Consider the following 21,256-nt stretch of genomic DNA (forward strand, 5'->3'; position numbering starts at 1 on the left):
TGAGGAACATCATGACCAAAACTATGGACAGGGCCGAACTCCCAGTCGCCAAGCGCGCCGTCGGCATGCAAAAGGTGACCGGCTTTTTCACCGAGCTGATGCGGCGCTACCTGCCGGACCCCTTTGTCTTCGCCATCATCCTGACCATCCTGACGGTCATCCTCGCCGTTGTGATCGAAGGCCAGAGTATCGACGACGTCACGGCAGCCTGGGGCACCGGATTCTGGTCCCTGCTCGCCTTCACCACCCAGATGGCCGTCATCCTGGCCATGGGCTACGTCCTGGCCAACGCCCCGGTGGTGGAGCGTCTCCTCAACACGATCGTCAGCCACGTGGAAACCCCGCGGACGGCTGTCATCGTGGCGACACTCGTGGGCTCGGTGGGGTCCTACCTCAACTGGGGATTCGGCCTGGTCATCGGTGGAATCATCGCCAAGAAGCTCGCCCTGCACGTCAAGGGCGTCCACTACCCGCTGATCATTGCCGCCGCCTACAGCGGATTCACCATGTACGGACTGGGGCTCTCCGCCACCATTCCCATGGTCATTTCGACGCCGGGCCACCCCATGGAAAAGCAGATGGGCCTTATCCCGCTGGCCGAGACCATCTTCTCGCTCCCCATGGTGATCACCGCCGTCGTGGTCCTGGTGACGTTGCCGCTGCTGAACGCCATGCTCCACCCCAAGCCCGGCCAGCCGGTCAGGGAAATCGACCGCTCGCTCCACTTCTCCGAACCCACCAAAGCCGCTGCGGTGGACGTGGACGCCGACACCTTCGCCTCCAAGCTCAACAACAGCCGGATCCTTGCCATGGCAATCGGCGCGCTGGGCATGGCCTACGTGGTGGTGCACTTCGTCCGGGGCGGCGGCGTTGACCTGAACCTCATCAACTTCTTCATCCTGTTCCTCGGCATCCTGCTGCTGGGCACCCCCAACGCCTACCTCCGGCAGCTCAACGAGGGCATCAAGACGATCTCCGGCATCATCCTGCAGTTCCCCTTCTACGCGGGCATCATGGCGATCATGGCCGCGTCGGGCCTGGTGCTCACCATCTCCGGCGTCTTCACCAGCATCTCCACCCCTGAGACCCTGCCGTTCTGGGGACTGATCAGTTCCTTCCTGATCAACTTCTTCGCCCCGTCCGGCGGCGGCCACTGGATGATCCAGGGGCCCTTTATGATCGACGCGGCGAACGCCATCGGCGCCTCGCAGGCCCAGACGGCCATGTCCGTCATGCTGGGCAACGCGTGGAACGACCTGGTCCAACCCTTCTGGATCCTTCCCGCCCTGGCCCTGTCAAAGCTCAAGCTCAAGGACATTATGGGTTACACCGTGATCATGATGTTCTGGGTCGGCATCATCTACATCGCTGCCATCCTGCTCTGGGGCTACCTGGGCTAAAGCCCTTCCAACAAGAAAAAGAGAAACAATGCTGTTCCTGGTACGCATGGACGTCAACCTTCCCGCTGTCATGCCTTCTGAGGAGGCGGCCGCCATTAAGGCAGTGGAAAAGGACTATTCCCAGGACCTGCAGCAGCAGGGCAAATGGCGTCACATCTGGCGGGTTGTAGGCGAGTACTCCAACTACTCGGTCTTTGATGCCGAAAGCAACGACGAACTGCACACCATGCTCTCGGGCCTGCCGCTGTTCCCGTACATGGACATTTCGGTCACGCCCCTGGCCAAGCACCCGTCAGACATCAACTGACGCAGCGTGTTTAGGGCAGTGCGCTGGCGTTGATGACGTTCCCGCCGTCGGCCGTGACGTAGCAGTCCACGCGCCGGTCGCCTGATTCCCAACTCGTGCTGCTGGGGTAGGCCCGCTGGAAGTTCAGCGTGTACTCGTTCGCTGCCGGTCCCAGCTTCGCCGCCTGGCAGGCCTCCAGGGCCTTGGCGGCAAGGGCCTCCCGGCCCGGATAGGAGCCGACGGCGGGGTAGCGGAAAACGGCCACAAGCTGGGCCGAGTGGCCTGTATCGCAGGCCACCACCGTTGACCGCAAAGCCTCGGGGTCAAAATCCTTGAAGCAGTCGCCCAGCCGGTAGTCCGGCGGCTCCACACCCTCACGGGGGAGGGGGAGCGGCGTGGCCAGGGGAGTGGGTGAGGTTTCCACGATCACGGAGCCGCCGTCGCCGGTCGTTTCCGGTGCCCCGGAATCCAGCCACGCGGCGAGCCACACCAGGCCTCCCACCACACCGAGCAGAACCACCACGAAGACAGTCTTCAGGAGCGTAGATGCGACCCGCCGCTTCCGCGCCGGGGGCTCCACCGCAGTTGCCGGAACGGCCACCTGCGGCAATCCGGCGGTGGGCGGAGCGGCAGGTTTGGGCGGGACGGGGCGCGGTTCCTGGTTGTCCATCCGGATACCCCTCCTGGGTTTCGCCTCGGGATGCTGGATTCTCCGGGCACCCGGATCGGCAGCTGATGAAGAGACTCTATCCAACAAAAAAGCCGGGAACCGTGCGCGTCGCGGCGGAAAGGGTACCCGACATGGCGTCCGCGCGCACGGGCCGGGGCGCACCGTGCGCGGAAAGCATGTAATCTAGGTGTTACGACAAATTGACCAAACATTCCGGGGCCTCACCGATAGCCAAGGTGACCACCTCCGGTCCGAGTACAAAAGGGGGTCACGCCATGGGGCGCGGCCGTCAAAAGGCAAAAGCTACCAAGCAGGCTCGGGATATTAAGTACTATTCCCCGAACACTGACTATTCGGCCCTTCAGCGAGAGCTCAAAGGTCCTGAAGGTCGTGCCACGAGCCATTTCGCGAATGACCCGGTTGAACCGGACTATTCGGCTTATGTGGATAAGTACGCGGACGATTTGGAAGAAGACGACGACGAGGTACACACCCGTCGGATCGGCTAGTTGTTGCACGCCGGCCCCGCCGCAAGGCGCCCGGCCCGCGACGCTGCAGTATGTTCGGACGCCGTTCGTTAGTACAGCGCTTCTTTTCAGCACCCCGGATCCCAGCGGACCCGCGGTGCTGGCCTCAGTTATCAGGCCCGTTGCCTGCGCCGGAACCCGGTGCCGGCGGCGGGCTTTTTGGTGTTGACTGGAGGCGTCGATGCGTGTGCCGCCCGCGAAAGGACCTCCCATGCCAGGAAACTCCTCATCCCCCAGCTACCGCCACGGTGAACCGTGCTGGGCTGACGTCCAGACCCGGGACGTGGAAGCAGCCAAGGCCTTCTACGCAGCGGTGTTCGGGTGGACCTTCAAGGACCTCCCCACGCCCGATGGCCGCAGCTATGCCCAGGCGTTCGCGGGGGAGGACCTGGTGGCCGTGGTGGCGCCGCAGAACCCGCACCAGGAATCTCTCGGCACCCACGCCCAATGGAACATCTACTTCGCGGCCGAGGACGCCGGTGCGCTGGCCGAGGAAGTTCCCCACGCCGGCGGCGCAGTGCAGTTCGGCCCCGAGGAAGTGGCGGACACCGGCGTGATGGTGTTTGTGAATCCTCCAGGCGGCGGGACCACCGGCGTGTGGCAGCCCGGGACCCACACAGGCTCCGGCCGGTACAACGAGGCCGGTGCGCTGTCCTGGACGGAACTGCTGACGCCCGAGCCGCGGGCCGCCGTCGGGTTCTTCCAGCAGCTGTTCGGCCACGACGTGACCGAGTATCCCCAGGACGACGGCGGGACGTACAGCACGCTGATGGTGAACGGCGCGGAGGTGGCCGGGATCGTCGCGGCCGAGGCGCCTGCCAGGTGGCAGATCTACTTCGGCGTCACCGACGTGGCCGAGTCCGTGCGGAAGGCCGTGGCGGCGGGGGCGGAAGTGCTGATCGCGCCGGAGCCGGATGACGACGATACGCCCGGCGCCACGGCCACCCTCCGGGACCCGCAGGGCGGTGAGTTCAGCCTGCTGGAGGTTTAAAACACGGATGCCCTACAGCCGCCGATTGGCGGTGCAGGGCAACCGGGGATTGGTTTTATGCGTAGGCGTTGACCAAGCGGACAGCGCCGCCGTCCACACCCTTGGCGCCCTGGACGTAGTCCGGACCGGACTTGAGGATGGAATCCGAGTCCGCAGTGACGGTGCCCATGATCCAGGACGGGACGCCGCGGTCGTTGAGGCGGGCCACGGCAGCGTCGGCAGCTTCGGCGGACACGATGGCCACCATGCCCACGCCGAGGTTCAGTGTGCGCTCCAGGTCGGCCAGCGGGACGTTGCCCAGCTCGGAGACCAGCTTGAAGATGGCCGGCAGCTCCCAGGTGGCGCGGTCCACGGTGGCCACGAGGCCCTGCGGCAGCACGCGGGCCAGGTTGGCGGCCAGGCCGCCGCCGGTGACGTGGCTGAAGCCGTGCACGGCGTTGGCGCTGTTCACCGGGAAGGCGCGGGCAAGGTCCAGGCAGTCTGCAGCGTAGACGCGGGTGGGTTCCAGCAGTTCCTCGCCCAGCGTGCGGCCGAGTTCGGAGACCTGGCGGTCCAGGGCCCAGCCGGCGTGGTTGATGACGCGGCGGACCAGGGAGTAGCCGTTGGAGTGCAGGCCGGAGGAGGCCATACCAATCACAACGTCGCCGGCGCGGACGCGGTCCGGGCCCAGCAGATCGGAGGCCTCGACAACACCGGTGGCGGCACCGGCAACATCGTATTCGTGCTCGCCCAGCAGGCCGGGGTGCTCGGCGGTTTCGCCGCCCACCAGGGCGGTGCCGGCCACGGAGCAGGCCGCGGCGATGCCACGGACGATGTCCGCGATACGCTCCGGGACAACCTTGCCGCAGGCAATGTAGTCGGTCATAAAGAGCGGCTCGGCGCCCACTACGACGATGTCGTCAACCACCATGCCCACCAGGTCAAAGCCGATGGTGTCGTGGATGTCCATGGCCTGGGCAATGGCAACCTTGGTGCCCACGCCGTCGGTGGACGTAGCCAGCAGCGGGCGCTTGAAGGTCAGCAGGCGCGAGACGTCGTACAGGCCGGCGAAGCCGCCCACTCCGCCGATGACGGAGGAATTGTGGGTGGCCTTCACGGCACCCTTCATCAGCTCCACGGCGCGGTCGCCGGCTTCGACGTCAACACCGGCGGAGGCGTACGTGATGCCTGCGGGGCTCAGGGGGCTGTTACCGGCGGCGGGGGTTGCGGAAGTCATACGGACTCTTTCTTTTCAGCGCCGGGGGTGGTGGCTTCGTGGTGGATCGCGGGCACGTGGTCCTCTTCGGTGAGCAGGTTCTCGAACTCGGCGTCCGGACCCGGATCGCAGCCGGTGGCGCCCGGCTTGTCCGCCGGGTCCTCCTCGGCGTCGAATGCGGCGTCGACCGACAGGGCCGCCGTTGCGCCGGGGAGGGCAGAGGGCGACGGCGTGAGGCCGCCGAGGTCGGTGCGCTCCAGCAGGTTCTTGCCCAGTTTGTCCGCGCCCGGAAGCTCGATGGGGTACGTGCCGGTGAAGCAGGCGGTGCAGAGGCGCTCGCGCGGCTGCCTGGTGGCGTTGATCATGCCGTCTTCGGAGATGTACGCGAGGGAATCGGCGCCGATGGCCTGGGAGATTTCCTCGATGGTGGCGCCGTTGGCAATCAGTTCCGCGCGGGAGGCGAAGTCGATGCCGTAGAAGCATGGCCATTTGACCGGCGGGGAGGAGATCTTGATGTGGACGGACGCGGCGCCGGCCTCGCGGAGCATCCGGACGATGGCGCGCTGGGTGTTGCCGCGGACGATCGAGTCATCCACCACCACGACGCGCTTGCCGCGGATCACGGACTCGAGGGCGTTCAGCTTGAGCCGGATGCCCAGCTGGCGCAGGGTCTGCGAGGGCTGGATGAACGTGCGGCCCACGTAGGAGTTCTTGACGAAGCCGTGCGCGAAGGGGATGCCGGATTCCTCGGCGTAACCCACGGCCGCGGGGGTGCCGGACTCCGGGACCGGGATGACGATGTCCGCGTCCTGGGTGTTTTCGCGGGCCAGCTGGCGGCCCATCTCCACACGGGACTCGTACACGGAGCGTCCCGCGATGGCGGCGTCCGGACGGGCGAGGTAAACGTATTCGAAAACGCAGCCGGCCGGCGTCGCCTCCGCGAAGCGCTTGGAACGCACGCCGTCCTCGTCGATGGCGATGAATTCGCCGGGCTCGATTTCACGGATGAAGCTGGCGCCCACGGTGGCCAGGGCGGACTGCTCGGAGGCAACCACCCAGCCGCGCTCAAGCCGGCCCAGGACCAGCGGGCGGATGCCGTACGTATCGCGTGCGGCGTAGAGAGTGCCTTCGTCCATAAACACGAAGCAGAAGCCGCCCTTGATCTTCGGCAGCAGCTCCATGGCGGTCTGTTCGAGGGACTTGCCCTCCTCGCCTTCGAGCAGCGCCGTGACCAGGGCGGTGTCCGAGGTGTTGCCCTGCTTCATTTCGCCGCTGAGCTGGCCGCCGTTGCGTTCCATGATCATGGCGTTGAGCTCGGCCGTGTTGGTCAGGTTGCCGTTGTGCGCCAGGGCAACCGTGCCGGTGCTGGTGGCGCCGAGCGTGGGCTGGGCGTTGGCCCAGTGGCTGGCTCCTGTGGTGGAGTAGCGGCAGTGTCCCACCGCCAGGTGCCCGGTCAGGGTGTTCAGCGTGGTCTCGTCGAAGACCTGGGATACGAGGCCCATGTCCTTGTAGACGTTGATCCGCTTGCCGTCACTGGTAGCTATACCAGCCGACTCCTGACCGCGGTGCTGCAATGCATACAGCCCGTAATAGGTTAGTTTTGCTACTTCTTCACCTGGTGCCCAGACCCCGAAAACGCCACAAGCGTCCTGAGGTCCCTTTTCGCCAGGGAGAAGATCATGAGAAAGTTTTCCATCGCCGCGTGCCACTGGTCGATTATCTCACGAGATGCGGTACGACTTTTCCGCCGCCGGCATTGTGACTGTGCCCGGAGGCCGGACGACGGTGTTGGAACCTAGGGCTGCGCGCCGTCGTCGGGCTCCGAATCCGGGACCGCTTCCACGATGGCGCGTTTCTGGCGCTTGACGCTCCGCCGGTCCAGCAGCAGGGCCACCACGGCGCCCAGCACCGCGCCGCCGGCGCCGAACATCACCAGGAAGAAACCGAACACCGAGCCGCGCTCGAAGGATTCGTCACCGGGGAGACCGTATGCGACGGCGGCAGCCACCGCTGCGCCCACCAGGGCGCCGAGGATGAGGAACGGCACATATTTCGGTGCCCGGCGGACGGTGACCTCGCGGCGCTCAGCGGGGGTTTCTTCAAAAGCCATGCCCTCTAGCCTACTCACCATTGCCGTTGCTCTATCACGTACAGCTGCCAAAACAGCGGAATGGGAACCGTAGGTGATAGAGCAACGGAGGGGGGAGGAGGGGTCAGGGCTGTGACGTCCGGGACAGGATCCAGGTGTTGGTGCCGTCCTGCCGTTCGAAGGTCACGGTGGTGACCAGCGCCTCGATGAGCGCCAGGCCGCGGCCGGACTCGGAATCGTCGTCCGGAGTCCTCGGTTCCAGGGGGCCGAACGGCGGCTTGGCGAAGAACGCGCTGACCCGGGCCTGCAGGAGGGTGGGCTGGACACTGATGTCCACTCCCAGCTCCACGGGTTTCTGCGCCTTGGCCGGCCGCGCGTGCTGGACGATGTTGGACGCGGACTCGATCACCGCCGTGGTGAAGGTCATCTGGTCCATGGCCTGGACGAACGGGGCGTCCTCCCAGAGCTTGTCCAGTTCGTTGTGGACGGAGTCGATGGCCTCGGCCGTGGACAGTCCCCGGAAGCTCCGCCGGGCCAGGACCTCAGTCATTGCTGAACGCCTCGTCGGCGGAGGCGTAGGCAGCCAACACCCGGTCCATGCTGGTCAGCTCAAGCACCATTTTGACCTGCGGCTGGACGGCTGCGATGCGCAGGTCCCCGCCGGCCTGACGGGCGGCCTTGAGGCAGCCGATCAGCGCGCCGAGGCCGGAGGAATCCATAAACGCCGTGTTCTCCAGGTTCACCACGATCCGCGAGGAACCGCCGGCGATCACATCGGTGACAAATTCGCGCAGCTTGGGCGCGGACACCATGTTCAGCCGCCCGTCCGCCTTGACCTCCGCATACGAATCCTTGACCTCATAACTAAACTCCATCCGGTTTCCTCTCTCCAGCCTCGACGTCTCCAGCGGGTACGTACCCCTTGTACAGAACAGCCCGGACCAGGACGCTCATGATCACCAGGTCAAAAATAACCCAGGCCACGTTCACCAGCGTGCCAAGCGGCTCCGCCAGTCCCGCGGTCAGGCGGATAATCCCGACGACGGCGGCCACCGCCAGCAGCACGGTCACCACGATCTGGGGGCGGATGAGGCTCCAGCTGGGGCCGCCGCTCTGGCGGGACTTCGGGGTGACGGCGAACCCGAGGGGACGGCCGAACCAGACGTTCCGGGCCGCCGTCGAACAGGCCTTGATCCAGGTGGGGAACAGCGCGAGGCTGTACTGCTGGCCGCGCCAGGTGGGAATACCGCGGCCGGCGACGACGAACAGCAGCTGGTTTGCAACCATGAACGGGATGAACCGGATGAAGAAGTCCCAGCTGAGGCTGGCCACGGGCAGGACGCCCAGCAGCAGGTAGATGATGGGGGCGGCGAAGTAGATGATCGCCGCGTAGCCGCTGAGGTAGGTCCACATGGTGGCGAAGTACATCAGCCGCTGGCCGATCTTCAGGCCCTTCTGGGCCAGCGGGTTCTCGCGGAGCAGCACCTGGATGGTCCCCTGCGCCCAGCGGAGGCGCTGGGTGAGCATGGTCTTGAGGTCCTCGGGCGCCAGTCCATAGGCCAGGATCTCGTGGTGGTAGACGCTTTCCCAGCCCATGGCGTGCATGCGCATTGCCGTGGCCATGTCCTCGGTGACGGAGATGGTGGCCAGCGGCATGACCGGCTGGGCTTCGTCGTTGCGTTCAACGCTCAGGGCATCCAGGACGGCCTGCACGGATTCCAGCGCGCCGAGCGGCGACCAGTCACGGGCCGACATGCGCTGGACGGCGTCATCGGCCACCACTGGGACGCCGGCATCACCCACACGGGCGATTTCCATGGCGGCGATCTCTTCGAGGTCGGCCTGCAGCGCGGACATGTCAGCCTGGACCAGCGTCTGCACGGCCGCGTCCACGCGGCGGCGGACCCGGTACGTGATCTCGCTCAACGGCTGTCCGGCCGCCAGCTGCTCCTGGGCTTCGTGCGCGGCGGCCTCCACCGCGTCCAGCACTTCAGCTACGAGCGGGGTGTCCATGTCAGCGGATTTCCGCGCCTGGCGGATGGCGGACCGGGAAGCCGTGAGGGCACGGCGGATGCTCTTTTCAGTCTCCTTGACGTAGCCCACCAGGCCCAGCTGCATCAGTGCTTCGCGCCGGAGGATGGCGTTGGAGCCGCAGAAGAACGCCGCGTTCCAGCCGTCCTTGCCCTGCTGGATGGGGCCGTAGAACAGGGGTGCCTGGCTGCCGAGTGGATCGTGGGCGGGCACGTTGCTGAAGTACTGCGGGGTCTGGACCAGGGCCACGCGGCGGTTGTTGAAATAGCCCAGGGTCTTGTCCAGGATGTCCGGTTCGGGGATCTGGTCCGCGTCCAGGATCAGCAGGAATTCGCCGTGCGTCACCATCAGGGCGTTGTTCAGGTTGCCGGCCTTGGCGTGGCGCGGCACGTTGGTGGTCCAGTCCTCGCTCCGCGTCACATAACCCAGCCCGTGATCTTCGGCGAGGGCCTTCAGCTCGGGGCGGGCGCCGTCGTCGAGAATCCAGGTGCTGTGCGGGTGCCCGATCTTCTGGGCCGCCAGGGCAGTGGTCATCACCATGTCCAGGTCTTCGTTGTATGTGGTGATGAAGACGTCCACGGTGGCATCGTGGGGCGGTGCGGGGGCTCCCTTGCGGATCTTGAGCTGCCACACGGTCATCCCGAACAGCATCACGTCGATCAGGCTGTAGGTCTCAGCCAGCACCAGGGGCACGGCGATCCACCAGGCATCCCAGTTCAGCGACGACGCCCAGCGCCAGCCCACATAGTTCAGGCCGAAGATGACCGTCAGGACCACAACCAGGCGGGTCCAGAAGCGCGTCATGCCGGGGCTGGCTCAGGCAGGCGGCGGACCACCACTACGGTGACGTCATCCTCGGCGGTTTCGGCAGGGGCCAGTGCCATGATGGCGTCGCTGGCGGACTGCGCAGAAACCTGGCCATGGGCTGCGGCGAGCACCGCCTCGGTGAACTGCTCCACCGAGTCAAAAACGTCCAGCACGCCGTCGCTGGCCACCACCAGGGAGTCTCCCGGGGCCAGGCCGACGGCGGACTGCGGCCAGGCGGATCCGGCCCAGGCGCCCACGGGCGGACCGCCGCTGGGAAGACGGTGCGCCGACCCCTCGGCGGTGACATGCAGCGCCAGTCCGTGGCCGGCGTCGACATAGCTGACGACGCCGGAAGCGGCGTCCAGGCGCGCGTGGAAGAGGGTGACAAATGAGTTGGAGGAATCCAGGTCCGCCGCGATGGTAGTGCTGGCGGAGGCGAAGGCGGCGTCCAGGTCCTGGCGCTGTCCCGTGGACCGCATGACGGCCCGGACGGTGGCCGCGATGAGTGCGGCGCCCATGCCCTTGCCCATGGCATCGGCGAACGTCAGGTGCAGGCCCTCCGGCGTGCGGTACCAATCGTAGAAGTCACCGCCGACGCTGCGGGATGGGCGGAAGACTCCGGCGACGTCGTACCCGTCCACCCGGACGTCCTCCTGGGGCAGCAGGCTGTGCTGGACCTCGGTGGCGCGCTCCAGCTCGCTCGCAACGGCTGTGTCCACGGCGGACGGCTGCCGGCGGCGGAACAGGGCGTTGATCCTGGATTGGAGTTCGCGCGGGCTGAATGGCTTGCTGATGTAGTCATCGGCGCCGTTGTCCAGGCCCGTGAGCTTGTCCAGTTCGTCGGCACGGGCGGTGAGCATCACGATGAAGGCATCGGAGAATTCACGGAGGAGTTTGCAGACTTCCAGCCCGTCCACGTCCGGGAGGTTCACGTCCAGTGTGATGAGATCCGGCTTGGCGCGGCGGACCTCCTCCACGCCTGGCAGGCCGGCTTCAGCGTGGGTGACCTCGAAACCCTGCTTGGCCAGGATCCGGACAAGGAGGCCTCGGATGTCCGGATCGTCCTCAATCACTACGGCACGGCGCGGTTCGGGCATGGAAGGCATGCCTCTACTTTTACAGTATTAGGGCCCGTGAAGCATGTCATGGACCTGACATAGACGGTCGAAAGTCGTCGCAGTACCGGGCATTCCGGGGCGGGCGTCCTTGTGCTGGCCTTGGTGTTGCCCGGTCTTGCCGGAATACTTACCTGCCCTTGATTGGACCTTGAGGCTCCTTGGCCACACTCGAAGGACCAGCTTTGAAGGAATGTGCGGATTGCCGGAGGACGGTGCAGGACTCATGGAACCAACGGAATCCGTCAGACTGCCGGGCGGGCTGGGGCACTGGTGGCGGCGGCTCTTGAAGCAGGGCCGCCGCCCGCGCAGCACCGTTCACTACCTGAGCCATTCCTGGAAGCTTCGCTTGCTGTCCCGTTCGCTGGCCCAAGCCCTGGGGGAGTCCTGGGAGGCCTCGAGCTGGCCGGGGGACCGGCTGGAGGTCGGCGTCGAGCTCTCGGAAAAAGTCGAGCAGCTGACCCGCCTCCTCAACCGCGAAACCGAAGTTCACGGCCGCCTGGCGGCGCTCGCAAAGTAGCCGTTCCCTCTCGACCCTTTCCGTGCCACACTTGGTGACAATCGAGTGGCTGGGGGAAACCAGGTCAGGAGATTACCGTGCATTGGTACACCGGGTGGGCTTATCTTTTAGCTGGGCTTCTGACCGTGGACGCGCTGCTGCTGGCCTTGTGGTTCATAGACAACGACTGGCCGAGCAGCTGGCGGAAGAAACCCTGATTTAGCGCAGGCTGCGCTGGCCGGTCCCGTGTTAGCGCAGGTTCAGGCGCATCAGGACGCGCGGGAACCCGTTGAGCACCGAATCCGTATCAGCCGCCTTGACGAACCCGGCCTTCTCAAAAAGTTTGCGCGTGCCCACGTACGCCATGGTGAGGTCCACCTTGCTGCCGCCGTTGTCCACCGGGTACCCCTCAATGGCGGGCGCGCCGTAACTGCGGGCCAGCTCCACGGCACCTTTGAGCAGATGATGGGAGATCCCTTTCCCGCGGTAACCGGGCCGGACCCGGATGCACCACACAGACCAAACATCGAGGTCGTCCACGTGCGGAATCCTGCGGTTGCGGGCAAAGCTGGTGTCGGCGCGCGGATGGACAGCTGCCCACCCGACTACTTCGTCGCCGTCGTACGCCAGAACCCCTGGCGGCGGATCCTGCGCCACCAGCTCCTTCACCAGGTCGCCGCGGGCCGTTCCGCGCAGCGCAAGGTTCTGCTTGGACGGGATGCGGTAGCTCAGGCACCAGCACACGTTGGCATCGGGCCGCTTGGGTCCAACCAGCGTTTTGACGTCTTCGAACAGCGTTCCCGGACGGACTTCGATCGCCATGCCTGACTCCCGGTTGGTGGGCTACCCTTGCCCCGCCAGACTAGACCCCCAGGGACTCCCGGAGGGCTGCCACGTGGCCCTGCGCCTTGACCTGGTACTGGGCCAGCGACACGTTGCCGTCGGGGTCCACCACCACGGTGGAGCGGACGAGGCCTTCGACGATCTCGCCGTCGACCAGCTTCTCGCCCCACGCGCCGTAGGCCAGGGCAACTGCGTGGTCCTCGTCGGAGAGCAGCGGGAAGGTCAGGTTGAAGTCGCCGGTGAAGTTAGCCAGCTTCTCCGGCGCGTCGGGGGAGATGCCCAGGACTTCATAACCGGAGCCCTGCAGGGATGAGAGGCTGTCACGGAAATCGCAGGCCTCGGTGGTGCACCCGGGGGTTGCCGCCTCCGGGTAGAAGTACACGATGACGTTCTTGCCGCGGTAGTTGGCCAGGGAGGTTTCCTTGCCCTCGGCGTCCTGAAGCGTGAACTCGGGGGCCTGGGTACCTGGCTGAAGTTTGATGGTCAGTTGGGGGATCATGGCGTTCCTTCGGGAGACTCTGATGGCAAAAGACAGGAAACCAGTGAATCGGCTTTCCAGTTCAAACAACAACTCCGGCGTCATTTGAAGTATTCCGGCTGGTCCGGGGCCGGGACCTGTGCGGGGGTCAGTTCCCCGTTCCGCGAATGTCCGGCGGTCCATTGACTTGAGGCGCCGTATGGATACGGTTAGAGGTACGCACTTCTGGTCTCCGCAGTACGTGATCCGCACTACGTAGCCGCTAGCCGGCATCCACGCACAACCGCTTGGTCCCAGCCCTAAGCGTCCACCGCATATGATCCCAAGGCTGTTTCCCCATGACCGCAAATTTCATCAGAGCACTGGCCGTAAAATCCCTTGACATCCCGGACAAGAAACGGTGTCCGGACAAGGCCGAGTTCGATTTCGTCACCGTTGACGACTACTCGGTGGCCCGCCTCATCCTCGCTCCAGGCTGGCGCTGGTCCGAGTCCGCCAAGCCCACTGAACTGACGGACTTCTGCGAGCACAACCACCTCGGTTACTGTGTGTCCGGAAGCCTGGAGATTCAAACGTCCGACGGCGTGAGGTCCACCATCCGCGCCCATGACACCTATGCGTTGCCTCCCGGGCACGATGAGTGGGTGGTTGGCTCCGAGCCGTTCGTCGCCATTGAATTCCTGGGTACGGCGTCCTTCGGCCGGCCGCGGAGCAGGGGATCCCACGCGCTGATTTGAGCGCGCTGAATTGAGCCGGAGCTGGCCTGCCGGGGGCTAGGGTGGGGGCTATACAGCCACGGCAGTTTCCGCGCGCACGAGCCGCTTGTACACGATCCGCTTGAGCCTGGCCACAACCTCGGCCGGCGGGCAGTCGGCGTCGAGCTGTACGAAACCCGGGTATTCCGGCAGGGAGCGGTAGGCGTCGCGCAAGTCCACCAGGTCAGCCAGCGTCTCCGAATCGGTGCCGCGGGCCATGATGCGCTCGTGTGCCAACGCAGGCTCCACGTCCAGGTGCACCACGGCGTCAGGCTCCGGCAGGGACGAAATCAGCCAGGGGAGCAGGCGGCCACGCCGCAGTCCTTTGGCCGCGCGCAGGGCCAGCTGGCAGTGGAGGTGCCGGTCCATCACCACCAGTCCGTCGACACGGCTGGCTCGGGCATGGGACACCAGCACGTTGGCCACGCGGAGGGTGGTTTCCACGGCGTCGGCCAGGTGGCGGGGCCAGCGGATGCCCAGCCGTTCAGCCAGCACGGACATGCTCCGCCTGCCGGCATGGTTGCTGAGCAGCAGGGCGTTTTCGCCGTCAGCCTGGGCCGCATCTACCAAGGCGCGGGCGGCCGTGGATTTTCCCGAGCCGTCGATTCCGGTTAAGACAATAAGCACTTGGCCTCCTTTCGCCAATGGTTTAACGGAAGGGACCGTGTGATCGTCCCATCATGAGGTGGAGGTCACATTAAGCTTACGTCCGGACGGTGCCTGCAACAGGCCGGCTGCCGCCAAGAGTTTTTGTCCAGATAACGTGCCCAAACCGGCGTTTTTGGCACGTTATCTGGACATAAACTCCCGCAGATTGAGGATCTTCGATGCAGTTAGCCCAGTTAGCCGCGATTGCCGCGTGTGTACTCTTGGCCGCGCTCGCGGTTTTTCAGGCCGCCCTGATTGCGGGAGCACCACTGGGACGGTTCGCGTGGGGAGGCCAGCACAACGTCCTGCCCACCAAGCTGCGGATCGGCAGCGCCACCTCGATCATCCTTTACATCCTCTTCGCCTATGTTGGGCTGGCCAAGGCTGGCATGGCGGCCCCGCTGGTGAACCAAGGTTTCACGGACGTCTTCTGTTGGGTGCTGACGGCCTATTTCGCGGTGGGCATCGTGCTGAACGGAATCTCCCGCAGCAAACCGGAGCGCCTGGTCATGACACCCACAGTAGTGATCCTGACAGCCCTCTACCTGGCCCTGTCCCTGAACTAGCGTCAGTGCTGTGGTTCGAGGGCGAGCCGCAGCCCGAAACCGATCAGGACGGTGCCAGTGATGCGGTCGATGGTCCGGAGGCTGCGGGCGTCTTTCAGCCATTTGGAGGCGAAACCTGCTCCGAAAATCAGGAAGGTCAGCCACGCAAGGCCCAGGACGCAGTGGACGCCGGCCAGCAAAATTCCCATCAGCAGCGGAGGTGTCCCCGGCGGGATGAACTGGGGAATCGTGGCGATGTAGAACACCCCCACCTTCGGATTAAGCAGATTAGTGCCTGTCCCGGTCAGCCAGCCCTGGAACAGTTGATGGCGGGAGGCCGTGGGCACTCCAACCTCGGGCGAGGCGGATGACGGGTCCTTGGCCCGGCTCTTCCACAGCAGGGAAGCGCCAAGCCACACCATGTAGGCGGCACCGGCGATGGTGAGTGCCCGGTAGGCCAGTTCAGATGCTGCCAGCAGCGCCGAGACGCCCACAGCTGCCGCGATTCCCCACACCATCAGTCCGGTGGAGATGCCCAGGGCCGTGGCGAAGGCGAAACCGCGGGTCCTGGCGAGGGACGAACGGAGCACCAGTGCCGTGTCGATGCCCGGAACCAGCGTCAGGAGTCCGGCCACAAGGCCGAACGAGAGCAGTGACTGATAGAGATCCACGAGCCAAGGATAAGCCAACGACGGCGGCCAACCGGCCGCCGTCGAACGTTAACGCAGGAGGCGTCTTAGCTGCAGTGCTTCGTGAAGGCGGCGCCGGCTTCCTGGTACTTGGCCTCCAGCTCGGCGAGCTTGGCCTCGTCCGGGGCTTCCTTGGCGGACTCGTCCGTGAACGCGATGATGGATCCGAGCGCAGGCTTGAGGTCATCCGATGCCACAACTTCGATGGGCCGGATCTGGTTGGCGAGACGCACCAGGCCGGTCTTGCCCACGTTGTTCGCGGGGTTCGCCAGGACAGCCTTGACGCGGTCACAGGTTTCGGGGGTGGAAAGTTTGGTGGGCGTGGTGCACGCAGAAGCGGAAAGCACGAGGCCGGCAGCGATCAGGGCGGTGGCGAGTTTCTTCATGGGTCCCTCAGTAGTTGATTGAGGTTTCGATTGTAAGCAGAGACCGCGGCAGCTTGCCGCTCCGGGGGCTCCGGAGGGCGGAGTGTGACCGCACAAGGAGGGGGCTCCGGACTCTGGCGGGGCGGTTCTTGGGGTGCATAGACTGGCAGGACAATCGTGCGGGCTTGCCGCAGGTTGGCCCGTGCGGATCACCTAAATTCAAGGAAGAATCATGGCCCGCACAACCCAGAATTCAGGAAAAGTACAGCTCCGTACCGCCATTGGGTTCATTGCACTCATGGGGTTGTTGGCACCTGTCCTCCCGGCCTCGGCGTCGCCGCCGGAAGACTCAGTCATTGTGCTCAAGGGCGCCACCTCCGCCGAGGGGATCGCCGCCGGCAGCGGAACCACGTTCTACGCCGGAGACCTTGCACTTGGGGACATTTACCGCGGCGACATCCGTGAAGGCAAAGCGCGGTTGTTCATCGACGTATCCGAATTTGATACGCAGCCGAGGGCCGCCGTCGGGATGAAGGCCGATACGCGAAACAACCTGCTGTTTGTAGCGGGCGGCGGCACGGGCAAGGCGTTCGTCTATGACACTGAATCAGGCGAGCCGGTGGATGACTTCACGCTGGCTCCGGGGTTCATTAATGACGTCGCCCTGACGCGGGACGGCGCCTGGTTCACGAACTCGGCCGCTGGCGAGCTCTACTTCCTCCCCGTGGGCAGGCACGGCGAGCTGGGCACTGTTGAGATCCTGCCGCTGTGCGGGCCGGCTGCCGAGCTGACTCCGGGCTTCGACCTCAACGGCATTGCCGCCGCCAAGGGCGGCCGGGTCCTGATCGTGGCTCATTCGAACAACAGGGCCCTCTACACCGTCGACCCGGAGACCGGCGATAGTGCCTTGATCGAGGGTGTGGATGTGCCGAATGTTGACGGCATCCTGGTCCGGGGCCATACCGTCTGGGCGGTGCAGAACTTCCTGAACCAGATCGTCCGGATTGACCTCTCCAACGATCTCTCCTCCGGCGAGATCGAGGACACCATCACCAGTCCCCACTTCGATGTTCCCACCACGGTTGCGCGGTTCGGGAACACCCTGGCTGCCGTGAATGCACAGTTCATGCGGCCGGCCAGCCCCCACGAAGTGGTGCTGGTGCCGGCCCGCGATTAGGCCGCTTACGTAGGGACGGTGCTGCCCCGCTTGAGCGGTGCGGGGCAGCACCGCTCGTGCGGGGCCGGGCAGCTGATGTCACGTGCGTTGATGCCACGGCCGACGGCGGGTGGCAGGGTTGCCCGTCAGCGGTCGCCCAAGGTACCGCCGAGCGGCGGGATGGTGCCGTCGTCGTCCGGTTTCTTGACCTTGCGTTGGGCCGCGCTGCGGATCTCGCCCTCTGCCGAGCCGTCCGACTCGCCCTCAAGATCGACCATCCCGCCGGTCTGGTCGAACGGGTGCGTGTACCGGTTGTACGCCGACGGCTCGCCCTCGGGGACGGATTCCCGCCAGGCGCCCGTGGCATGGCCCTCGTGTTCGATGAATTCCTTGAACTTCTTCAGGTCGTGCTCCGCCTGGCGGGCCACGACGTGGAGGAGGTCGCCCACCTTCTCCACCATGCCCTCCGGCTGGTACTCCAAGGTGAGGGAGAGCTCGGTCTTGTTGCCGCCCGCGTCGGAGAATTCCACGGCACCGGAGTTCGTGGCCCCTTCGGTGGACGCCCACTCGATCCTGCGGTCCGGGATCTGCTCCACGATGGTGGCTTCCCACTGACGGCGGACCCCGGCGATATGGGCCACCCACTTCAGGCGGTCGGCACTGAGCTGGGTCACGCTCTCCACGCCACCCATGAACTGCGGAAAATCCTCGAACTGGGTCCACTGGTTGTAGGCGGTGCTGACCGGCACGTCAACCACAATCCGCTTCTCGACTTTGCTGCTCACAACGTCTCCTTTGACTGGAACGGTCTGATGACAAACTGAATACAGTCAGTATGCTTACCTATCGCCGTTGCGGGCAAGGCGTCAGAGGTAGGGCGTCAGTGGCAAGGCTTCAGGGGCGCGTGGGCCAGAGGGGAGTGAGACGGCGGTTAGTCGTCGTCTGTGTCGGCGCCTTCGGCGGGTTCCTGGGAGTGCACTCGGATGTCGGTGGGGTCCGCCAACTCGTCCCCTTCGGCCGGAGCCTCGCTGTGGATGCGCTGCGCCACGACTGGTTTTTCCTTCATCTCAACCGCTCCTATGGTGTGTGGAATGTGCCTCAACCATCATTCAGCGCCTCCCGAAGCGGGGTGTCAAGAACCCTTCCAGAGCTCTGGCGGCGGCACGTGTTCTGTGCTGGACTGGGGGCGCACTGTGCCCGCTTCATCCTGTATAGCTCTACGGCCAGCCGGTTCTGCCGGCTGTTGGGAAGGAACAATCTCATGGCAACGCAGAAAATTGGATACTTCGTGGGGAGCCTGGCCACCGGCTCCATCAACCGCACACTCGCCAAGGCCCTCATCAAGCTGGCCCCGGCGGACCTTGAATTCACGGAGATCCCTATTAAGGACCTGCCCCTCTACAGCTACGACTACGACGCCGATTTCCCGCCGGCAGGCCGCGCCCTCAAGGAAGCGATCGAGGCCTCGGACGGCATCCTGTTTGTGTCCCCCGAATACAACCGCTCCATTCCGGGAGCGCTCAAGAATGCCATCGACTGGGCGTCGCGGCCCTGGGGCACCAACTCCTTCGCGCGCAAGCCCACCGGCATCATCGGTGCCTCGCCGGGCAGTATCGGCACGGCGGTGATGCAGTCCTCCATGCGGAGTGTGCTGAGCTTCCTGGACGCCCCCCAATTGAACGCCCCGGAAGTGTACATTCACTTCAAGCCGGGCGTCTTTGGCGACGACGGCGAGGTCCGGGATGAGGGCACAGCCAAGTTCCTGCGGCACTACATGGAGGAATACAGCGCGTTCGTCCAGCGGGTACTGGCCGCCAATGCGCCGGGCCACATCGGCGATCCTGAGCCGGATCCGGACAAGCTTTCACGGTAGTCCAGCCTTCCCAAGCCCACAGGCTCAGTCCAGGGGAAGGGTGACCGTCACGGTGGTGCCCTCCCCTGGCTTCGAACAGACGCTGACCGTGCCGCCGGCTTCATGTACTGCCACGGACATCAGCCGCAACCCGTAGCCGTGGTTCTTGCCGCTTAACGCGAGGTCGCAGTCAAAGCCCGTGCCGTCGTCGGACACCACAAGGCGGATGCCGTGGTCAACGGCGGACAACTGGACGGTGAGCTCGGCAGCGTCGGAGTACTTGAAGGCGTTGCTCAGCGCTTCGCGGGCCGATTGGTAGAGGAGGGACGCGCAGTCCGCCGGGATCTCGATGCCCCAGTGCGGAGTATCCCAGCGGACTGCCGTTCCTTGCTGACGGAGGGGTCCGGTCAGCCGGTCAATGCAACCGGCCAGCCCCAAAGTGTGGAAGTCGAGCGGGTGGTGATCAGTGATCAGTCCTCCCACCGCGACGACCTCGTCCAGAGCTGATTCCTTCCCCATGAATCTTCCTGCTTCCCCGCCGTATTCTTGTGGTGATAAATCCAGCGTGGACCGCCAACTGCATGAGTTGCCAAGGGTTGGCTCAAGGTTGGATCAATTTTTCGGGGAAGATTCCGTGTTGTTTTACGGGTGTCGTCCCAAGGCCGGCAGCCGGACGAGTTTCAACGCCACATCGACGTCGGGGCGGAGGTCGCGGTCCTGGCTGGCAGCCGGCAGCGTAAATCCGGTTTCGAGGGTTCTCCTGAGCAGTGGATTGCTGAACTCGGACGTTTTCCGTCCCTGCATCCGCAGTGCCCGCGCTGAACACACCAATTCAACGGCCGTCATGGTCGCCAGCGCCTGGACGGTGGAGTCCAGCCGGGATGCCGCCAGGCTGGCGAAGCTGGCGTCTTCCTCGGCGCCGAGGGACAGGACCACTGTCTGCAGGCTCACGGGCTGGGCGTTGGCGCGGACAAGCCCCGCGGCGGCTGCAGCTACGTATTCGAGCATCATGACGCCGGATTGGCCGGAATCGTCGGCTGCCAGGAACCGGTTGAGACCCGTGAAAGCGGGGTCGCAGAGCAGGTCTATCCGGCGGAGGTTGGTGGCGCAGGCCGTCCCCAGGGCCAAGTGCAGTGCGTCTATCCGCCTGGCAAGGGTTGTCATCTGGAAGAGGCCGTGATGGGCCACCCCGTTGGTCCCGTCGGTCTCAGAGCCGAAGACCATCGGGTTCTCGTGGCCGGCAACCACAAGCCGGTTCAGGAGCAATTCAAGCGAGGCAAGCTCCTCCGTGACCGCCCCGAGGACCTGCGGCAAAGTGCGCAGACAGTACGGATCCTGGATCCGGGCGGCCACGCCGGTCCCAGCCACCAGCCCGTGAAGTGTCGCCGCCATTTCCCCCACGGCAGGCGAATCGGACGCCCGGGCCACTTCAGGGCTGAACGCTTCCGGATTGCCTGACATCGCGGTGAAGGACAGAGCACTCACCAGCGTGAGGTTCTCCACCAGGACGGCAAGTTTCTGATGGCCCAGCACAGCCTGGGCAATGGTGAGCGCGCTGGAACTGATGAATGGCAGGGCATCCTCCGTGGCCCAGCCGTGGAGCGCTTCGGGGATGATGCCGCCGCCCATCGTTGGCCGCTCGCCCAGGAGCGTGAGCGCCGTCCCGGCCAAGGCCGGCAGGTCGGCTGTCCCGATCCCGCCGAATTCCCGCACCTCCGGCAAAGCATCACGGTTCAACATCTCCACGAGCGCTTCTGCTATGGCCGGGTTGATGCCGGAGGCACCCGCCGCCAGCTGGGAGAGCCGGATCACCAGCATCGCCCGCACGGTTTCACGGTCGAGGGCCCGCCCGGCATCCACCGCATGGCTGCGCAGGAGATTCAGCCCATGCAGGTCCATCCCAGTATCCGTAGGATCCAGCGTGACGGCGCGGTTGGCGCCGACCCCGGTGGAACGCCCATAAACGGGCCGGGCTCGGGCGGTTGCCCGCGCCGACCGCTGGGATGCCGCCATCCGTTCAACGGCCGACGGCGACAGCGTCACCCGGGTGCCCCCGGCAGCCACCTTGGTGATATCGGCCAGACGCAGCCATGTGCCGTCGATTTCAATCATGGACTGATTCTTTCTCTGGGCCGGTGATCGAGCTTGTCGAGATCCAGGTCTCGCTCCCCGCCAGCCCGACCACCGAACGGTTCGGTTACCGGGTTTCTTGCATGGGGATGCGGACGCCGCGTTCTTTGGCGACGTCGGTGGCGCGGTTGTAGCCGGCGTCGGCGTGGCGGATGACGCCCATGCCGGGGTCGTTGGTGAGGAGG

General features: G+C 65.2%; 27 protein-coding genes. 9 read left to right on the forward strand and 18 right to left on the reverse strand.

Features of this window, described 5'->3' with window-relative positions; translation table 11 throughout:
- Nucleotides 1-11 precede the first annotated feature (11 nt).
- The gene (locus tag ACX80V_RS13285; protein ID WP_485843528.1) at nucleotides 12-1,400 is read left to right on the forward strand and encodes a short-chain fatty acid transporter; all 1,389 of its coding nucleotides are present in this window, start codon (nucleotides 12-14) and stop codon (nucleotides 1,398-1,400) included.
- 28 nt (nucleotides 1,401-1,428) lie between these two features.
- Complete coding sequence (catC, locus tag ACX80V_RS13290) at nucleotides 1,429-1,707, forward strand: muconolactone Delta-isomerase (RefSeq protein WP_058930959.1); 279 nt, start codon at nucleotides 1,429-1,431, stop codon at nucleotides 1,705-1,707.
- Nucleotides 1,708-1,717: 10 nt separating this feature from the next.
- Here catC and ACX80V_RS13295 read toward each other — a convergent pair whose 3' ends face one another.
- Nucleotides 1,718-2,356 (reverse strand): septum formation family protein, encoded by a 639-nt coding sequence (locus ACX80V_RS13295; RefSeq protein WP_485843529.1) that lies wholly within the window; start codon nucleotides 2,354-2,356, stop codon nucleotides 1,718-1,720.
- A gap of 275 nt (nucleotides 2,357-2,631) precedes the next feature.
- Between ACX80V_RS13295 and ACX80V_RS13300 the strand changes: the two genes are divergently transcribed.
- The gene (locus tag ACX80V_RS13300) at nucleotides 2,632-2,865 is read left to right on the forward strand and encodes a DUF3073 domain-containing protein (protein ID WP_056341155.1); all 234 of its coding nucleotides are present in this window, start codon (nucleotides 2,632-2,634) and stop codon (nucleotides 2,863-2,865) included.
- 229 nt (nucleotides 2,866-3,094) lie between these two features.
- Nucleotides 3,095-3,874: a VOC family protein gene (locus tag ACX80V_RS13305; RefSeq protein ID WP_485843530.1), complete on the forward strand. Its 780-nt coding sequence runs from the start codon at nucleotides 3,095-3,097 to the stop codon at nucleotides 3,872-3,874.
- Nucleotides 3,875-3,929: 55 nt separating this feature from the next.
- Here the strand turns inward: ACX80V_RS13305 and purM are convergent, their stop codons facing one another.
- The 7 genes from purM to ACX80V_RS13340 form a co-directional block, all read right to left on the reverse strand.
- Nucleotides 3,930-5,090, reverse strand: a complete 1,161-nt coding sequence (gene purM, locus ACX80V_RS13310) for a phosphoribosylformylglycinamidine cyclo-ligase (RefSeq protein ID WP_485843531.1) — start codon at nucleotides 5,088-5,090, stop codon at nucleotides 3,930-3,932.
- Nucleotides 5,087-6,778, reverse strand: coding sequence for an amidophosphoribosyltransferase (purF, locus tag ACX80V_RS13315; RefSeq protein ID WP_485843532.1), 1,692 nt, complete (start codon nucleotides 6,776-6,778; stop codon nucleotides 5,087-5,089). Before purF ends, purM begins: the two co-directional genes overlap by 4 nt.
- Nucleotides 6,779-6,864: 86 nt before the next feature.
- Nucleotides 6,865-7,179 carry a hypothetical protein gene (locus ACX80V_RS13320; protein WP_058930964.1) on the reverse strand — a complete coding sequence of 105 codons (315 nt, stop codon included), beginning with the start codon at nucleotides 7,177-7,179 and terminating at the stop codon, nucleotides 6,865-6,867.
- Between the two features lie 103 nt (nucleotides 7,180-7,282).
- Complete coding sequence (locus ACX80V_RS13325; protein ID WP_485843533.1) at nucleotides 7,283-7,708, reverse strand: ATP-binding protein; 426 nt, start codon at nucleotides 7,706-7,708, stop codon at nucleotides 7,283-7,285.
- Nucleotides 7,701-8,033 (reverse strand): STAS domain-containing protein, encoded by a 333-nt coding sequence (locus tag ACX80V_RS13330; RefSeq protein ID WP_485843534.1) that lies wholly within the window; start codon nucleotides 8,031-8,033, stop codon nucleotides 7,701-7,703. Before ACX80V_RS13330 ends, ACX80V_RS13325 begins: the two co-directional genes overlap by 8 nt.
- Nucleotides 8,023-9,993 carry a glycosyltransferase family 2 protein gene (locus tag ACX80V_RS13335; RefSeq protein ID WP_485843535.1) on the reverse strand — a complete coding sequence of 657 codons (1,971 nt, stop codon included), beginning with the start codon at nucleotides 9,991-9,993 and terminating at the stop codon, nucleotides 8,023-8,025. The genes ACX80V_RS13330 and ACX80V_RS13335 overlap by 11 nt, the downstream gene beginning before the upstream one ends.
- Nucleotides 9,990-11,102, reverse strand: a complete 1,113-nt coding sequence (locus ACX80V_RS13340; protein ID WP_485843536.1) for a PP2C family protein-serine/threonine phosphatase — start codon at nucleotides 11,100-11,102, stop codon at nucleotides 9,990-9,992. The genes ACX80V_RS13335 and ACX80V_RS13340 overlap by 4 nt, the downstream gene beginning before the upstream one ends.
- A 235-nt stretch (nucleotides 11,103-11,337) precedes the next feature.
- Between ACX80V_RS13340 and ACX80V_RS13345 the strand changes: the two genes are divergently transcribed.
- A complete protein-coding gene (locus ACX80V_RS13345; RefSeq protein ID WP_485843537.1) occupies nucleotides 11,338-11,631 on the forward strand; it encodes a hypothetical protein in 294 nt (97 codons plus the stop codon).
- Between the two features lie 228 nt (nucleotides 11,632-11,859).
- On the opposite strand, the gene ACX80V_RS13350 is transcribed toward ACX80V_RS13345, so the two are convergent.
- Together ACX80V_RS13350 and bcp are read right to left on the reverse strand one after the other, a co-directional pair.
- Complete coding sequence (locus ACX80V_RS13350) at nucleotides 11,860-12,432, reverse strand: GNAT family N-acetyltransferase (protein WP_485843538.1); 573 nt, start codon at nucleotides 12,430-12,432, stop codon at nucleotides 11,860-11,862.
- 40 nt (nucleotides 12,433-12,472) lie between these two features.
- On the reverse strand, nucleotides 12,473-12,952 hold the full coding sequence (gene bcp / locus ACX80V_RS13355) for a thioredoxin-dependent thiol peroxidase (protein ID WP_485843539.1): 480 nt from the start codon (nucleotides 12,950-12,952) through the stop codon (nucleotides 12,473-12,475).
- 317 nt (nucleotides 12,953-13,269) lie between these two features.
- On the opposite strand from bcp, the gene ACX80V_RS13360 reads away from it, so the two are divergent.
- The gene (locus ACX80V_RS13360; RefSeq protein ID WP_485843540.1) at nucleotides 13,270-13,668 is read left to right on the forward strand and encodes a cupin domain-containing protein; all 399 of its coding nucleotides are present in this window, start codon (nucleotides 13,270-13,272) and stop codon (nucleotides 13,666-13,668) included.
- 48 nt (nucleotides 13,669-13,716) lie between these two features.
- Here the strand turns inward: ACX80V_RS13360 and ACX80V_RS13365 are convergent, their stop codons facing one another.
- On the reverse strand, nucleotides 13,717-14,313 hold the full coding sequence (locus ACX80V_RS13365; protein WP_485843541.1) for a dTMP kinase: 597 nt from the start codon (nucleotides 14,311-14,313) through the stop codon (nucleotides 13,717-13,719).
- A gap of 200 nt (nucleotides 14,314-14,513) precedes the next feature.
- Here ACX80V_RS13365 and ACX80V_RS13370 point away from each other — a divergent pair, with 200 nt between their 5' ends.
- Nucleotides 14,514-14,900 (forward strand): hypothetical protein, encoded by a 387-nt coding sequence (locus ACX80V_RS13370; protein ID WP_485843542.1) that lies wholly within the window; start codon nucleotides 14,514-14,516, stop codon nucleotides 14,898-14,900.
- 2 nt (nucleotides 14,901-14,902) lie between these two features.
- Here the strand turns inward: ACX80V_RS13370 and ACX80V_RS13375 are convergent, their stop codons facing one another.
- Complete coding sequence (locus ACX80V_RS13375; RefSeq protein WP_485843543.1) at nucleotides 14,903-15,550, reverse strand: LysE family translocator; 648 nt, start codon at nucleotides 15,548-15,550, stop codon at nucleotides 14,903-14,905.
- Between the two features lie 65 nt (nucleotides 15,551-15,615).
- A complete protein-coding gene (locus tag ACX80V_RS13380; protein ID WP_056341133.1) occupies nucleotides 15,616-15,954 on the reverse strand; it encodes a hypothetical protein in 339 nt (112 codons plus the stop codon).
- 211 nt (nucleotides 15,955-16,165) lie between these two features.
- On the opposite strand from ACX80V_RS13380, the gene ACX80V_RS13385 reads away from it, so the two are divergent.
- Nucleotides 16,166-17,110 (forward strand): SMP-30/gluconolactonase/LRE family protein, encoded by a 945-nt coding sequence (locus tag ACX80V_RS13385; RefSeq protein WP_485843544.1) that lies wholly within the window; start codon nucleotides 16,166-16,168, stop codon nucleotides 17,108-17,110.
- Nucleotides 17,111-17,235: 125 nt separating this feature from the next.
- Here the strand turns inward: ACX80V_RS13385 and ACX80V_RS13390 are convergent, their stop codons facing one another.
- Both ACX80V_RS13390 and ACX80V_RS13395 read right to left on the reverse strand, forming a co-directional pair.
- Nucleotides 17,236-17,874: an SRPBCC family protein gene (locus tag ACX80V_RS13390; RefSeq protein WP_485843545.1), complete on the reverse strand. Its 639-nt coding sequence runs from the start codon at nucleotides 17,872-17,874 to the stop codon at nucleotides 17,236-17,238.
- A gap of 146 nt (nucleotides 17,875-18,020) precedes the next feature.
- Complete coding sequence (locus ACX80V_RS13395) at nucleotides 18,021-18,155, reverse strand: hypothetical protein (protein WP_256468737.1); 135 nt, start codon at nucleotides 18,153-18,155, stop codon at nucleotides 18,021-18,023.
- Between the two features lie 195 nt (nucleotides 18,156-18,350).
- Here ACX80V_RS13395 and ACX80V_RS13400 point away from each other — a divergent pair, with 195 nt between their 5' ends.
- Nucleotides 18,351-18,962 (forward strand): NADPH-dependent FMN reductase, encoded by a 612-nt coding sequence (locus tag ACX80V_RS13400; RefSeq protein WP_058930979.1) that lies wholly within the window; start codon nucleotides 18,351-18,353, stop codon nucleotides 18,960-18,962.
- Between the two features lie 24 nt (nucleotides 18,963-18,986).
- On the opposite strand, the gene ACX80V_RS13405 is transcribed toward ACX80V_RS13400, so the two are convergent.
- The 3 genes from ACX80V_RS13405 to ACX80V_RS13415 form a co-directional block, all read right to left on the reverse strand.
- On the reverse strand, nucleotides 18,987-19,460 hold the full coding sequence (locus ACX80V_RS13405) for a sensor histidine kinase (RefSeq protein ID WP_485843546.1): 474 nt from the start codon (nucleotides 19,458-19,460) through the stop codon (nucleotides 18,987-18,989).
- Nucleotides 19,461-19,583: 123 nt separating this feature from the next.
- Nucleotides 19,584-21,053: an aromatic amino acid lyase gene (locus ACX80V_RS13410; RefSeq protein ID WP_485843547.1), complete on the reverse strand. Its 1,470-nt coding sequence runs from the start codon at nucleotides 21,051-21,053 to the stop codon at nucleotides 19,584-19,586.
- Nucleotides 21,054-21,138: 85 nt separating this feature from the next.
- Nucleotides 21,139-21,256: urocanase-related protein (locus tag ACX80V_RS13415; protein ID WP_485843553.1), on the reverse strand; the 118-nt coding region annotated here is incomplete at its 5' end.

Source organism: Pseudarthrobacter arbutini (genome assembly GCF_054510915.1).

What these genes read in the sequence shown, in the direction of transcription:
- ACX80V_RS13285 (WP_485843528.1), top strand. Translation starts at nt 12, where the DNA reads ATGACCAAAACTATGGACAGGGCCGAACTCCCAGTCGCCAAGCGCGCC.
- catC (WP_058930959.1), top strand. Translation starts at nt 1,429, where the DNA reads ATGCTGTTCCTGGTACGCATGGACGTCAACCTTCCCGCTGTCATGCCT.
- ACX80V_RS13295 (WP_485843529.1), bottom strand. Translation starts at nt 2,356, where the DNA reads ATGGACAACCAGGAACCGCGCCCCGTCCCGCCCAAACCTGCCGCTCCG.
- ACX80V_RS13300 (WP_056341155.1), top strand. Translation starts at nt 2,632, where the DNA reads ATGGGGCGCGGCCGTCAAAAGGCAAAAGCTACCAAGCAGGCTCGGGAT.
- ACX80V_RS13305 (WP_485843530.1), top strand. Translation starts at nt 3,095, where the DNA reads ATGCCAGGAAACTCCTCATCCCCCAGCTACCGCCACGGTGAACCGTGC.
- purM (WP_485843531.1), bottom strand. Translation starts at nt 5,090, where the DNA reads ATGACTTCCGCAACCCCCGCCGCCGGTAACAGCCCCCTGAGCCCCGCA.
- ACX80V_RS13320 (WP_058930964.1), bottom strand. Translation starts at nt 7,179, where the DNA reads ATGGCTTTTGAAGAAACCCCCGCTGAGCGCCGCGAGGTCACCGTCCGC.
- ACX80V_RS13325 (WP_485843533.1), bottom strand. Translation starts at nt 7,708, where the DNA reads ATGACTGAGGTCCTGGCCCGGCGGAGCTTCCGGGGACTGTCCACGGCC.
- ACX80V_RS13330 (WP_485843534.1), bottom strand. Translation starts at nt 8,033, where the DNA reads ATGGAGTTTAGTTATGAGGTCAAGGATTCGTATGCGGAGGTCAAGGCG.
- ACX80V_RS13335 (WP_485843535.1), bottom strand. Translation starts at nt 9,993, where the DNA reads ATGACGCGCTTCTGGACCCGCCTGGTTGTGGTCCTGACGGTCATCTTC.
- ACX80V_RS13340 (WP_485843536.1), bottom strand. Translation starts at nt 11,102, where the DNA reads ATGCCTTCCATGCCCGAACCGCGCCGTGCCGTAGTGATTGAGGACGAT.
- ACX80V_RS13345 (WP_485843537.1), top strand. Translation starts at nt 11,338, where the DNA reads ATGGAACCAACGGAATCCGTCAGACTGCCGGGCGGGCTGGGGCACTGG.
- ACX80V_RS13350 (WP_485843538.1), bottom strand. Translation starts at nt 12,432, where the DNA reads ATGGCGATCGAAGTCCGTCCGGGAACGCTGTTCGAAGACGTCAAAACG.
- bcp (WP_485843539.1), bottom strand. Translation starts at nt 12,952, where the DNA reads ATGATCCCCCAACTGACCATCAAACTTCAGCCAGGTACCCAGGCCCCC.
- ACX80V_RS13360 (WP_485843540.1), top strand. Translation starts at nt 13,270, where the DNA reads ATGACCGCAAATTTCATCAGAGCACTGGCCGTAAAATCCCTTGACATC.
- ACX80V_RS13370 (WP_485843542.1), top strand. Translation starts at nt 14,514, where the DNA reads ATGCAGTTAGCCCAGTTAGCCGCGATTGCCGCGTGTGTACTCTTGGCC.
- ACX80V_RS13380 (WP_056341133.1), bottom strand. Translation starts at nt 15,954, where the DNA reads ATGAAGAAACTCGCCACCGCCCTGATCGCTGCCGGCCTCGTGCTTTCC.
- ACX80V_RS13385 (WP_485843544.1), top strand. Translation starts at nt 16,166, where the DNA reads ATGGCCCGCACAACCCAGAATTCAGGAAAAGTACAGCTCCGTACCGCC.
- ACX80V_RS13395 (WP_256468737.1), bottom strand. Translation starts at nt 18,155, where the DNA reads ATGAAGGAAAAACCAGTCGTGGCGCAGCGCATCCACAGCGAGGCTCCG.
- ACX80V_RS13400 (WP_058930979.1), top strand. Translation starts at nt 18,351, where the DNA reads ATGGCAACGCAGAAAATTGGATACTTCGTGGGGAGCCTGGCCACCGGC.
- ACX80V_RS13405 (WP_485843546.1), bottom strand. Translation starts at nt 19,460, where the DNA reads ATGGGGAAGGAATCAGCTCTGGACGAGGTCGTCGCGGTGGGAGGACTG.
- ACX80V_RS13410 (WP_485843547.1), bottom strand. Translation starts at nt 21,053, where the DNA reads ATGATTGAAATCGACGGCACATGGCTGCGTCTGGCCGATATCACCAAG.